The organism is Anatilimnocola aggregata (assembly GCF_007747655.1).
Lineage (GTDB): Bacteria > Planctomycetota > Planctomycetia > Pirellulales > Pirellulaceae > Anatilimnocola > Anatilimnocola aggregata.
The window spans coordinates 791,327-803,299 of sequence record NZ_CP036274.1 but is presented as its reverse complement, the minus strand read 5'-3'; the positions used below and the strand labels follow the sequence as shown (position 1 = coordinate 803,299).

Here is an 11,973-nt window from a genome sequence, read left to right as displayed (position 1 = left end):
GCAGACCGAGCAATGGGCCACCGCATATGGCGATTGGCTAGGCCATGGTATTTGCGCGCCGCACGGGCACTCAATGGCGTCGGACATAGTTCATCCCCTGGTGAAGTACGGCGGCCGCGATCGTGCAGCCACCTGGGGATCTAGAGCCCGCCTCAGTGGCGGTTTTGCGCGCGCTGGCAAGAAATTCTGGGAATCGTCAGAAATGACGAGAATTCCGGGCAAAAACGACCAGCATTAACCGGAGGTTTCGGCCAATTGATCGCGCAGTTTGAGCAAGCCGCGGTGAACCAGGCCCGCGACGCTGGGGGGCGTTCGATGGAGGTGGGTGGCGATTTGAGCGAGGGTCCAACCGTGGCAATAGTGCAGCTCGACGGCTTCGCGCTGATCTTCCGGCAGCGATTCTAAGCCGGTGGCCAGTTGCAACAGCAAGTCACTGCGCTGCACGTGCTCGCTGGGACTCGACTGTTCGGCTGCAAGCCACGCTTCTAACCTGGCCGACGATTCGTCGACCACCTGCGCAAGTGGCAACTCGCGCCCAGCATCGCGCTTCTGCCGGCCAAAGTCGCGAACCAGATGAGCCAATTGATTCGCCAGAATCTGCCGTAACCAACCGGCCATTTCGCGCTCGGTCGAACCGCGAAAGCCCGCCAGGCCCTGATAGGCTTTGATCAGCGTCTGCTGCACTACGTCCGAAGTATCGATCTTCGGCACCAGGCGCGGCGGCAACTGCATCCGCGCCAGCAGTCGCAGGTAAGAGCGGAACTGCTCGGGATCGGGAGTTTGCTGCGCAGCGGTCATGGTGAGCTCACGATCATTCGGCCACGATTTTCCATTTGCCCCAGAGACGCGGCGTGAGTTCCGCCTCGCTAGGAACGTCGGCGGTGATGGCGGTGGCCTTGTTCGACCAATAGACGCGCTGCGTCGTTTGGCCATTCGCGCCCCGCAGCACGCCCAGGTCGGCGCGGTAGATTTCGCCCGGCTTCGGCTGCCAGTGCAACACGCTAAGGGGAATGCTGATTTCGTAATTGCCGGTGCCATCGCTCGCAAGGCGCACATGCTCGCTGACATCTTCGACCACATCGATGGGGACGCTGCGCCACGGACTGCTGAAGGGAACCGGCTCGGTCGTACCTGGCACTTTGGCCCGATAGAGCAGCGCCTGAGTCTTCCCCTTGACTTGCGTGATGAGGAGTCGCTGGTCGCCGGGAACCGGCGCGGTGCGGTCGGCAGCTGCGGCGGGATCAGTCGCCAGCATTACATCGAGACAGCCCCCGTGTTTGAAGAGGGCGTTGGGTGTTTCGCCACTGTTGCTGAGCAGGTCTTTCTCCGTCGTGCGCCAAGCGGCGATCAGGTGAGTGTTTGACAGGGCGACGGCCGCGCTCACTTCATAGGGGCGCGAGTTGCTATTGAAGTTGGCCTTGGTGCCACGGCGATCGATAAAGGCCCACTCGGTAGCGAGCGGCCAATCGTTCACCTGTCCGTCGACTTCCGGCGCACTCTTGCGCAGCGGAACTGCCAAGATGCCGCTCCCCCGCGCTTGTTGCCGGCGCGTTTCGGCCTTGGCGTACCAGTCGCTCGCGCGCTGCAGATCGGCAGTGGTGACAGTAATGGTTGACTCAGGAAGGGGCGCGAGCGTTTCAAGTCCGTCGACGCGGACGAGGCTAGTGCGGCCACCATCGACGAGAAATACTCGCCCGTCGGCCGTTTGCGTGATGCTAGGCCAGAAGTTTTCGTCGTGTAGCGAGACCTCAGTTACGTCCATGTTGCGTGTCGCGACGGGCGCGGCCCAGTTGGGTCGCAGGCGAATGTCGTTGAACAGCGTGCTGACGAACAGACCGTCGGCCGTGAAGAGGTACATGTTTCCCATGTTGCCATTGATGCAGAACATGGGGCCCGCCTTGCCGTTGATCCAGCCGCCGAGCAAGCGAGTGTGCCCGATGACCATGCCGGGCCGATCCGGGACTGCCGCTTCGTGACTGGCATGCAGGCCGGGCCAGGGACTTGGATAACTCCAGCGCGGCTGGCCGCGGAACTTGCCACCGAGGCTCGACGGCGAGAAAGGTTCCGGCGCGTTGGTGTTGATCGTCCAACCGCCGGATTCGGTCAGCGATTGATTGCCACCACTCGACGGTTGACGTCCACCGGCCACACCCAGGCTTTCGGCCTCCGTCAAATCGTATTGCGGCACGCCAGCCGCAGTGAACGATGGCGGCAAGCGAACATTGAGATCGCCGAACTGCGCAATCACGAAGCTCAGGTCGTTCATCACAGTTACACCGCGGCTGCGCGTGCTGGTGAAGCGAACCTCTGCGGGCTGAGGGTGGCCATCGTTGTTGGCATCGCTCCAAGCGAAGGTCGCGAGCGCTTCGGGCTTGGGATTGTCGTCGGCCGGCTTGGAACGCTCCGGCCAGCGACTATGAAACTCAACGGCTCGCAGCGCGGGCCAGGAGTGAGCATTGCCAACCGCGGCGACCAGCTTCGCTTGCTGATCACCATCGAGCCAGACGAAGGCTACATCGTCGCCACTCGTCGGGTTGTGGGTGTAGCAACTGGTGAAGTAGCGCTGACCTTTTTGCTGCGGCGGATAAAGGGGCGTATCGGGCGAGAAATGACCATAATGAGCATGCAGCAGCTGATCGGGCCGCGCGAAAACGCGCACCAGCTGATCGGTTCCTGTTTGCCAATCGAGCTTGAACTCAAGTCCCTTATAAAAGAACTTCGTCTCGTCGCGCGGGTCGAGCACGCCGCCGCCACCGTACTCCGTCGGGCCGTAGAAGGCTCGCACAAGCTTGCCAGCAGCCGACCAGAGCGACACGCGGCGAGGAAAATTGTCAGCCTCCGCAACCCAGAGCCGGCCTTGTGAGTCGACAGCCAGCCCGTTGGGATTGTTGAGATGCAGCGGATCGTAAGGGCCAATCGCCGGCGCGCCGGGCTTGCCGACATATCCGCTTGGCTTGCCAGCTGCGGTGAACTTCTTCACCTGGTGCGAAGTGCCCCGATCGGTGATGAGCAGATTCCCTTGCCCGTCAACCGCTACATGCCGCGGATCATCGAGATCGCCAGCCACAATCGTCTCAGGCCGGGCAGCGAAATTGGCAAATCGCACGAGTTGCTTGCCACTGAGCGCCAACAAACGGCCCTGCGCATCGAAGGTCAGCCCGCGTGGATTATCGAGCGGAATGCGCGCAGTGATTTTGCCGCCGCGAATATCGACGACGAGCAATTCGTTCTGGCGAACCATGGAGCAGATCAATTGACCATCGCGGGCGGCGATCCCTCCGAGCACGAAGATCTTGTCGCCACCGTCGAACTCGTCGAGGACCGGCGGCGCAGGTGGAGAACCCTTCTTCTTTTTGTCGTACTCTTCGCCCAGCTTTTGCTTGAGAATGGGCTGATCGGTCAGGCCGCGCGTCTTGGCGGTGAGGCGAAGTTCACCTTCCCAGGAGGAACCGACATAGCAGAGATGCTCGGCATTCGCCTGCGGGCCGAGATCGACGGCCAGCGTTGGCGCGCCTGTCCAGTTGCCGCCGACCCAACCTTGGCCACCGAGCTTCGTGCCATCTTCGCGTAGCCATTGCAGCCCGTGGCCACCTTCGGCCACAAAGGCACCCAGGAAGACGAGGGGCTGACCATCGGCGGTGCGCGAGCCGGGAACGAACGCCACGCTCGAAGGGGGCGTGTGAGTGGTCAGCCAACAGCCCGTGTTATCGGCAGTGACCCAAGCCGGTTTGCCCGCGTTGTAGATGCTGAACTCGTAGCGCAGGTTGAGTGGCTGATGCCACAGCCCGCGGACCTTGTATTGCCCCGGCGCTACCGGCCGCGCGGGAATGTGATACACACCATGCTTGGCAGCTTCTGGATCGCGCAGCAAATCGTCGCTGCCGTCCCACCAGGCAATGTTATCGCCCGCGGGGAAAGGTGTTTCACTGACGAGATTCCGCACGCGGCGATTCTGCAAGTCTTCAATCACCAGCGTGACCACACCCGCTGCGGGGAGATGAAACTTCACCGGGATCGGCGGCGGCTCTTCGCTAGATTTGGGCAACACCAGGCTCGCGAGTCCTGCGTTATTGGGTAAAGAACTGAGGGCGATGATTTCGCCCAGCCAGATGCGTCGGCCTTGTTTCACTTTGTCGGCCAGGTGCGGATGATTCGACTTGGCTCCTTTCGTTACGCGCAAGCGCACGGCGCGCGTGGTCGTGGCCTTGTCGAATGAGATCCATTGCGGGCCGAATGCCAGTGGATAAAGTGAATCCAGTCCGGTGCGGCTGGCGACGCGGTGCCAACTAGTGTTCGGAGCTTCGCGCACATTGGCGTCGTCCTCGCCAGTGAAGGCGTCCACGTCGACATCGGCAAAGCCCGTCCACAGCAGGCAGAGGCCCGTGAGCGAAACGGCCTTCGGCCAGGTGAGGGTGATGAATTCGGGATGCTCTGACGAAAGAGGGAGCGCGGCCCCTTGTTCACCGTTGCTCCAAGCTCCCCATGTGCGGTTATTCGCTTCGTCGATCAATTTCGCACTGACATCGTCGCGCTCGCCCGTTTGTGCCAGTGCCTGCGGCGCGACATTGCCAAGTCGCGCTTCGAGAATCCAAACGCCGCCGAGCCAGCCCGCCGATTCTCGGTCGCCCGGATTTGGCGCGTGACTGAAACGCAGTGCGCGAGTAGTCGTTCCCGGCGGCAGTAGCCACAAGGCAAACCCTTCGCCATCCACTTCGGCCCGCGATCCTTGCCCAGCGACTAAACGCTCGGCAGCTTGCCACTGCGAGTCGTCTGCGATGTTGCCGGGATACGCAGCGGTTGTCTTGAGCACGCTCAAGCTACCACCACCACGCACGAGGACACTGCCGATCGCCATGTTCTCGGTCAAGCCGATGCGCAAGTGCCGCACTCCCTGCCCGCGGCCGGTGCCAAACTTCACGCCGCGAAAATCGGGACGGCTCTTGGCAGTCCAGACCACCGCGGTCGCTCCTCCTTTGGCTTCGGCTTCCGAGAGGGGCGATTCTTCGCCGGCCAGCCACTGCGTGAAGGTGCCGTTGTCGAGTTTGGTGCTTTCGATGAGCGGGAAGTCGCTTGCGGCAGCATTGGCTACAAGCGGGCAGACGAGCAACAGCGCGACTGTGAAGCGGGGAATCATGCGAGTCATAAAATGGCCTGTAGGAGAATCAACAAGAGCGGAGTTTGCAGCAGCTGTTGCGGGGATCAGCTACTCGGGCTTGCCAACGAGTTCGAAGCCTTTGTTGGGGCCGAAGCCGACGTTCGACTGCGAAGTGAGCAGCAGTTCGTCGTTGGTGTACTTGAGTTGCACCGTGGCCACGAACGGCGTTTCATAAAAGCAAAGCTTGGCGGTGAACGTGTCGTCAGCTGTCCAGGCGCCGCACGCGGCAGCGGGTTGGGCCGGCAATGGTCCCCAGGCAAGGCGTCCTTTTTGCCATTGTCCCGTGCTGCAGACGATTTGTTGGGGGGTGCCGTCGATGCGCACTTCTAAGATCGTTTCGCTTTCCTTCTCGCCCGCCTTGAGCGAAATCGATTCCAACTTCCGTTCGTTGCTGGCAAACACAAACTTCTTGCCCGCCGCAGCAGCAGGTTTGCCGGCAGCAACGGGTTGACGCAGCGAGAGACCTTGCAGCGTCTTCGTCAGCTTGGCCGCAGCTGTTTCATCGGCCGGTAAGGGGGACGATTTCATCGCAGGCAATAGTTTGTCCCAGACAATATTCAGGACCGACTGCATGTCCTTCAAGCCACTGGTAATGGCAATCACCGCGTCCTGCTCGGGCAACACGATGCAATACTGACCGAAGGCACCATCGCCACGATAGGCCCCGTTACGACAACGCCAGAATTGATAACCATAGCCTTGGTCCCAATCGCTCTTGGGATTGCTGCCGTTCGAAGTTTGGCGAGCGGTGGCGGCTTCAATCCAGGCGGCGGGCACCAACTGCTTTCCTTGCCACTGCCCCTTTTGCAAATAGAGCTGCCCGAACTTGGCAATGTCTTCGGTGCGAATGCTCAGGCCGTAGCCGCCCGTTGAGATTCCTTGCGGGCTCAGTTCCCAAGTGGGGTTTTCGATGCCAAGCGGTTCGAACAGCCGCGGGCGAAGATACTCGAGCACCGTCTGGCCAGTCGCTTTTTGCACCATAGCCGACTGCATGTAAGTGGCCGACGTGTTGTATTGAAAATGCGTCCCCGGTTTGAACGGCACCGGATGCGCGAGGAACATCTTCGTCCAAGCTTCTTCGCCCGTGCGCGGCGGCTCGGTTTGATGGCCCGTCGACATCCGCAGCAGGTCGCTCAGCCGCATCGACTTGAGATTGTTGCTCGGCTCGTTCGGGGCGTCGTCGGGAAACGCCTTCAACACTTCGTCGTCCAGGTTCAACTTCCCTTCGGCAATCGCCAGGCCGACGGCGGTCGACGTGAAACTCTTGCTGAGCGAAAAGAGCGAGTGCCGGGCAGTCGGATGATAAGGGGCCCACCAACCTTCGGCGATCACATGGCCGTGTCGCACCAGCATCACGCTGTGGAGCGAATCGACCTTGTCCGCTTCGTCGAGGAAGGACTGCACTGCGGATGAAGCGATGCCTTGAGCCTCGGGACTACTGCGAGGAAGATCGGCTGCCAGTGCGACGGAACCTGCGAAGAGGAGCACGAAGCAGGAAAACAGTTTCATTTCGATTCTCACCAAATGGGGCAACGATATTCTGCAGTTGCCAGTGTACCGCATCGCGGGCCGGCAACTTCGCCGTGAGAGTCCCTACGCCAGCGGGGGCATATGAGGCAAAAACCGAGCAAACCGGCTCAATAACTCGCGCGGGCAACGCATCTTACTGGGTACGATTGTCTTCCCAGCTCGCCACGGCAGTAAAAAACCCATGCGCAAGACCCTTATCTTCAGCTTCGCCCTCACACTTGCCCTCGCACTCGTCACAGCGTCCAGTGGGGCTGAAGAATGGAATCGCTTTCGTGGCCCGAATGGTTCCGGCCTCAGTACGGCGGCGGGCATTCCGACCACTTGGACCGAGAAGGATTATCGCTTTCAAATCGACTTGCCGGGCTCGGGCAATTCGTCGCCGGTCATCTGGCAAGACAAGCTGTTTGTCACGGCAGCCGACGCTCAAAAACTGGAGCGGTATCTGCTGTGTTACTCCACCGGTTCGGGCGGGCTGCTGTGGCAAAAGAGTTGGCCGCTAGAGAAGGAAAAGAAGCACGCCAAGAATTCGTATGCGAGCAATACGCCCGCCTGCGATGCCGAGCGGGTGTACACCATTTGGCAAGCCAAGGAGCGCTCGCAACTGCTGGCCTTCGATCATCTCGGTCAGGAATTGTGGAAGTACGACCTGGGACGTTTCGAGAGCAATCACGGTTGCGGCACAAGCCCGATCGTCGTGGGCGATGTAGTGGTGGTGAACAACAACCAAGAGGGTGAGAGTTCGTTCCTGATCGGCGTGAAGGCGGCCACCGGCGAACAAGCGTGGAAGATTCCGCGGGCGCAAGTGAAGGCCACGTACAGCACTCCGTGCGTGTTTCGCAACGCTCAAGGCAAAGACGAAGTGATCTTCTCAAGTTGGCACGAAGGAATCACCAGCGTCGATCCCACGACGGGAAAAATCAATTGGGAGAAGGACGTCTTCGAACGCGATCAGGAGAAGCGGGCGATTGGTTCGCCCATCGTGGCTGGCGATCTGGTCCTGGCCAATTGCGGCTTTGCCGGGGGGAAGAAGTTTCTCGTGGCTATGCGGCCCAATGGCGAGACAGCTGCCGAGGAGTATCGGCTGGATCGCATGGTGAATCATCAGCCCACCACGATCGCCGTGGGAGACCTGCTGTTCCTGTGGAACGACCAGGGAGTCGTCTCCTGCGTGCATGCCAAGAGTGGCCAGTCCGTGTGGCAAAAGCGCGTCGGCGGCAACTACGCGGGCTCGCCGATTTGCGTCGGCAAAGCACTCTATGCCATGTCGCAAGACGGCGAACTGGTTGTGTTGGCCGCAGCCGAAGAGTACCAAGAGCTAGGCCGCATGAAACTGCCCAGCGGGAGCAGCGCCACACCCGCCGTCGGTAGCGGTTTGCTCTGGCTACGCGTCGAGGACAAACTGCTGGCGCTCGGTGGGGCGAAGTAGTCGAGCGTTCGCAAGGTGCTGGTTCGCTGGGGTCGGGAGTCTTTGACGCGTTGTGGGCAGCAAGGTCGTTGGAGCAGGGCATGAAACGATTCACTCGTAGTCGCGCGGTTCGATGCGCGCTCGTCTGTGTTGCTCTCTTGCGATGGTTCGGCGGCGACCAGCTTGTCGCTGCCGACGTAAATATTGAGGCGAAAAAGATTGTGCAGGTGTTGATCGAACTCGATTGGGAGCACGACAAGTGGGAGAAGTTAAAGGCGAACTTCGATCTCGCCACGAAGCAAAAGAATGAATGGGCCAATGCGACAGATGCCTCACTGCTCCCAATCGAGGTTGAGGAAGGGGTCGGCAAGAGCGTATTTTCCCACTACTCGACGGCTGGAGCGGGAATCTATGTGACTGTTGAGCGAAAAACGGGCCAGGTCGTAAGTGTTGTGGTCCACGATTTTCCGCGTACGGGACTGGAGTTGAAGATTGCCGTTGCCGGTCGAGTCGAGGAAAGCACCTATCAGCGCGGTAGCGATGGTAAGAAGTGATCCTTCGTTGGAACTCGACCTAACCGCACTGTGCTACCGGATGCGTGCCAGTTCTAAATCACTTTCTGCCCCACAACTCTGGAGGAGGCTTTTGGTAAGCGGGTAGAATTGGGCGATGAGTCAGAATCCCTACGAATCGCCGCTGCATCACGCTGAACCAGCCGAGCGCCCTCGAGCATTGCTGGCCTTAAGAGGTATGGCAATCGCATTTCTCGCAGTAATCGTGGCGGTTGCTGTCATCGCCACGATCGATTATCTGTCGATGATGATTGGTCTGGCTCATACCCAGCAGAACAGCAAGCCATGAAGAAACATGCCGCGCCGATCTTCGCTGTCATCATTCTGCTACTACCCATGCTGTACGTGGGGGGTTATCTGGCGTTGGTCGTGCCGGAAGGAACTATCGCAACAAAGTGGCAAGGTCCGGGCCCGCAGCCGATAGATCAGTACTTCATTGACGATGGCTGGGAATTCTACTTGGTCCACTACCGCTTGGCTGACAAAATCGCGCGCGGAGTTTTCTGGCCCCTGGAACAGATCGACCGGAAACTGAGACCGATGGACTGGCATCCATCCCTGTCCCGAAAACCGCTAGTTAGAACAATCTGAAATGGCGCGTTACCTATTACGCTGTTCCCTGAAGGGTGCGGCCAATGTGGCGTCGGTGGGCTTGGACAGGGCAAGCGCGTTTCTCGCGACGAGGCCAGCAGATGTGGTCGAACAGAGCCAACCGTCGTTACAATCAGGCTCGGCTTGCTGAACCTTTTCTTCCGAGGTGAATGCTCATGAGCGATTTCAATTCCGAGCGTAATCGCGTGGTGTGGGTCGATGTTCCGGTGCAAGATCTAGACCGGGCTTTGGCGTTCTATCGAGCCGTCCTAGCCAACAATGCGACCAAGCAGGAGTATCCCGGGGGCGAGTTCGGACTGCTCGATCACGAGAATGGGAACGGCGGCTGCCTGGTAAAGAACGCGGGCGAAGCATCCACCACCGCGGGCCTGCTGGTCTATTTCAATGCCGATGGCCGCATTCGTGATGCCGTCGCGCAGGCCGAGCAGCTGGGGGCGAAGATCGTCGAGCCGGTCAATTCCATCGGCCCGCACGGTTACCGCGCCGTTCTCATCGACAGCGAAGGGAACAAGATCGCGCTGCATTCGAACAGCGATCAATAGATCCGGTCGCGAAAACGACTACGGCGTCTGTCGCAGATGGCCGGCCGTCGATTGAAAATACTTGGTGCGGCGGGTGACGATCAGTTCCTGAGTTTCTTCCTGCTGCGAGCGCAGGTCGGCGTAGTTGGCTTGGCAATAGCGGCAGCCGATCTGATCGAGATGAAAGCGAATGTAATTCGCATGTTCGTTGTCGAGCACGCCGAGCAGATAGCTACCCAGTTGCTGCCGATCCGGACAACTCAGCCGATGCCGCCGCCAAATCTCGCCGACGCTATGCAGGCCGGCATCGCGGCGGCCGAGAATCGTCGACAATCGGCGCAGCAACTCGGGCCGCTGGCGCAATTCGTGTTCGATTGCAGCCATCTCTTCCGCGGCCAGCGTCTCTTCGAGATAGGCTTCCAGTTCGGCATCGGTCAGGCGACGAGGAGTAGTCATGGTGGTTTCGCTTTTCGTAGCGTGGGCTTTAGCCCACGTAGCCTGTTGATCGATGAGGCCAATGCCCACGCTACGGTCAGGCCGGTTCCTCGTCGGCCAGTTCGGGAAAGACTTCGGCCGATAGTTCCTGCTTTTTGACCATGGTCCGCAAACGGGCGATGAAGTCGAACTTGTAATTGGCGACTTGCTGCTCCGAGAGGCCGAGTGATTCTGCCACTTCTTTGTTGGCCCAGCCACGGACGAAGAGCAGCTCCGCACACATCAGCTTTTGCCATTCCCCTTTTTCGGCCCAGCGCTCGATCTGATCGCGGAGCGAAGCAGCGACGGCCCGCTCTTCCATGTCTTTGCGTTCGCCGCTGCGGACAATGCTGCTGGCTGGTCGTTCGCTGCCGGCAATGTGCCATTCGCCCGATGAATCGTTGCTGCTCGACAGGGGCACTGCCGGGCGGCGACCTTCGCGGCGCAAGTGATCGGTCAACTTATAGGCGCAAATCGAGAACAAGTAACCTTCGAGCGGACGCTTACCGTCGAAGTTCGGCAAGCTGTTGAGAAAGCCGAGAAACGCTTCTTGCACGATGTCTTCACTTGGTGCGCGGCGACCCAAGCGACTTTCGACAAAGGCGAGCAGGCGTCCTTCATACCGGGCGATCAGGTCGGTCCAAGCATCCGCTTCGCCTTGACGAATTCGATCGATGAGCAGCGTATCGGCATCGGACAACGCAGTGTTCCAAATGGGCAAAGAGACAGCGAGCGTCTCAGCTTACAGCCAGTAAATCCACCACTTCGAAACCAAAGCGCTGGTCCCGACAATGGCTAGTATTGCCGCGGCAGCCATGAACTGCAAGCGACTGGTGTAGTAGCCGCGCGTGGCATTATCGAGGCGGAAGTAGCCAAAAATCGTCGCCAGCACCAGCAGCACGCCACCACCTACGATGCCGGTCTCGGCCAGCCGATAAGTGGCCCGCAACTCGCTCCAGCGGCGGTCGAGTTCTTCGCGAAACTCGGGCGAGAACTCGACGAGCGCGTGAACCTGGTGCATGGGACCGATCGAAACTTTGATCTTCTCGTGATAGACATTCTGCGGCGGGAGAAGTCGCTTATGAATCTGGCGGGCATCGTAGCTGATCAACTGCGGCGCGAGGTCCGATTGCAAGTGCTGGCGAATATAGTCGGCAGTGGCCACTTCCAGCTTCTTGTCGAGCGCTTGGATGGCCTGCTGATGGGTGGCATAAGGATCGGAGCAAACCGCTGTCGAATGGATGGCCCCTTCGAGCTGCGGAGCCTGGCCGACCCAGTTCGGACGACCGGGCGGAATGATCACCGTTTCGTCGTCATCGGTGTAGAGCTTGATTCCATCTGGTGTTTGCTCGGGCGGAACGAAGAAGCGGCTTTCGTCATTCGGCACCACACTCGGCTTCTCAGCTGGCGAAGCAGGCGAACCTTCAGCGCTGGGCGATGCATCCTCGGGAACAGCGGGCTTATTTACATCGGGCAAGGCAGCCTGTGCTTGACCACCGGCCATCATTGGCTGCGGCAATTGCACAAGGCCACTGCCAACGAGCGCGGTGAGGACGAGCGAAATGCCCACGCAGAGCGACCCCAGCGTGCTTTGGACCACGGGGGACAAACGACGCGCAGCAAAGGGCTGCGCGGCAATTCCTAAGCAGACCAAGGCGACCACGATGATAAGTTCCATAACCAGGTTCCTAATCCAACTTTCAA

The 11,973-nt window shown here is 59.8% G+C and carries 11 protein-coding genes; 5 read left to right on the top strand and 6 right to left on the bottom strand.

Translation table 11 applies throughout. The features are described from left to right. Positions 1–234 precede the first annotated feature (234 nt). From ETAA8_RS03010 to ETAA8_RS03000, 3 genes are read right to left on the bottom strand one after another with little or no spacing between them, the layout of a single operon-like run. Positions 235–798 carry a sigma-70 family RNA polymerase sigma factor gene (locus ETAA8_RS03010; RefSeq protein ID WP_145084682.1) on the bottom strand — a complete coding sequence of 188 codons (564 nt, stop codon included), beginning with the start codon at positions 796–798 and terminating at the stop codon, positions 235–237. Positions 799–811: 13 nt separating this feature from the next. Continuing rightward, positions 812–5,143: an NHL repeat-containing protein gene (locus ETAA8_RS03005; RefSeq protein ID WP_145084679.1), complete on the bottom strand. Its 4,332-nt coding sequence runs from the start codon at positions 5,141–5,143 to the stop codon at positions 812–814. A gap of 60 nt (positions 5,144–5,203) precedes the next feature. Beyond that, a complete protein-coding gene (locus ETAA8_RS03000; RefSeq protein ID WP_145084677.1) occupies positions 5,204–6,664 on the bottom strand; it encodes a serine hydrolase domain-containing protein in 1,461 nt (486 codons plus the stop codon). A 202-nt stretch (positions 6,665–6,866) separates the two neighbouring features. On the opposite strand from ETAA8_RS03000, the gene ETAA8_RS02995 reads away from it, so the two are divergent. From ETAA8_RS02995 to ETAA8_RS02975, 5 genes are all read left to right on the top strand, one after another. After that, positions 6,867–8,111, top strand: coding sequence for an outer membrane protein assembly factor BamB family protein (locus tag ETAA8_RS02995; protein ID WP_145084674.1), 1,245 nt, complete (start codon positions 6,867–6,869; stop codon positions 8,109–8,111). Positions 8,112–8,191: 80 nt separating this feature from the next. Further along, positions 8,192–8,644 (top strand): hypothetical protein, encoded by a 453-nt coding sequence (locus ETAA8_RS02990; protein ID WP_145084670.1) that lies wholly within the window; start codon positions 8,192–8,194, stop codon positions 8,642–8,644. A 115-nt stretch (positions 8,645–8,759) separates the two neighbouring features. Further along, positions 8,760–8,951, top strand: coding sequence for a hypothetical protein (locus ETAA8_RS02985; RefSeq protein WP_145084667.1), 192 nt, complete (start codon positions 8,760–8,762; stop codon positions 8,949–8,951). After that, positions 8,948–9,253, top strand: coding sequence for a hypothetical protein (locus ETAA8_RS02980; RefSeq protein WP_145084664.1), 306 nt, complete (start codon positions 8,948–8,950; stop codon positions 9,251–9,253). The genes ETAA8_RS02985 and ETAA8_RS02980 overlap by 4 nt, the downstream gene beginning before the upstream one ends. Positions 9,254–9,429: 176 nt before the next feature. Then, a complete protein-coding gene (locus ETAA8_RS02975) occupies positions 9,430–9,816 on the top strand; it encodes a VOC family protein (protein WP_145084661.1) in 387 nt (128 codons plus the stop codon). Between the two features lie 18 nt (positions 9,817–9,834). Here ETAA8_RS02975 and ETAA8_RS02970 read toward each other — a convergent pair whose 3' ends face one another. From ETAA8_RS02970 to ETAA8_RS02960, 3 genes are all read right to left on the bottom strand, one after another. Continuing rightward, on the bottom strand, positions 9,835–10,251 hold the full coding sequence (locus ETAA8_RS02970) for a hypothetical protein (RefSeq protein WP_145084658.1): 417 nt from the start codon (positions 10,249–10,251) through the stop codon (positions 9,835–9,837). Between the two features lie 76 nt (positions 10,252–10,327). Then, a complete protein-coding gene (locus tag ETAA8_RS02965) occupies positions 10,328–10,969 on the bottom strand; it encodes an RNA polymerase sigma factor (RefSeq protein ID WP_238397664.1) in 642 nt (213 codons plus the stop codon). 42 nt (positions 10,970–11,011) lie between these two features. Then, complete coding sequence (locus ETAA8_RS02960) at positions 11,012–11,947, bottom strand: hypothetical protein (RefSeq protein ID WP_145084656.1); 936 nt, start codon at positions 11,945–11,947, stop codon at positions 11,012–11,014. Positions 11,948–11,973: the final 26 nt, after the last annotated feature.

What these genes read in the sequence shown, in the direction of transcription:
- ETAA8_RS03010 (WP_145084682.1), bottom strand. Translation starts at nt 798, where the DNA reads ATGACCGCTGCGCAGCAAACTCCCGATCCCGAGCAGTTCCGCTCTTAC.
- ETAA8_RS03005 (WP_145084679.1), bottom strand. Translation starts at nt 5,143, where the DNA reads ATGACTCGCATGATTCCCCGCTTCACAGTCGCGCTGTTGCTCGTCTGC.
- ETAA8_RS03000 (WP_145084677.1), bottom strand. Translation starts at nt 6,664, where the DNA reads ATGAAACTGTTTTCCTGCTTCGTGCTCCTCTTCGCAGGTTCCGTCGCA.
- ETAA8_RS02995 (WP_145084674.1), top strand. Translation starts at nt 6,867, where the DNA reads ATGCGCAAGACCCTTATCTTCAGCTTCGCCCTCACACTTGCCCTCGCA.
- ETAA8_RS02990 (WP_145084670.1), top strand. Translation starts at nt 8,192, where the DNA reads ATGAAACGATTCACTCGTAGTCGCGCGGTTCGATGCGCGCTCGTCTGT.
- ETAA8_RS02985 (WP_145084667.1), top strand. Translation starts at nt 8,760, where the DNA reads ATGAGTCAGAATCCCTACGAATCGCCGCTGCATCACGCTGAACCAGCC.
- ETAA8_RS02980 (WP_145084664.1), top strand. Translation starts at nt 8,948, where the DNA reads ATGAAGAAACATGCCGCGCCGATCTTCGCTGTCATCATTCTGCTACTA.
- ETAA8_RS02975 (WP_145084661.1), top strand. Translation starts at nt 9,430, where the DNA reads ATGAGCGATTTCAATTCCGAGCGTAATCGCGTGGTGTGGGTCGATGTT.
- ETAA8_RS02970 (WP_145084658.1), bottom strand. Translation starts at nt 10,251, where the DNA reads ATGACTACTCCTCGTCGCCTGACCGATGCCGAACTGGAAGCCTATCTC.
- ETAA8_RS02960 (WP_145084656.1), bottom strand. Translation starts at nt 11,947, where the DNA reads ATGGAACTTATCATCGTGGTCGCCTTGGTCTGCTTAGGAATTGCCGCG.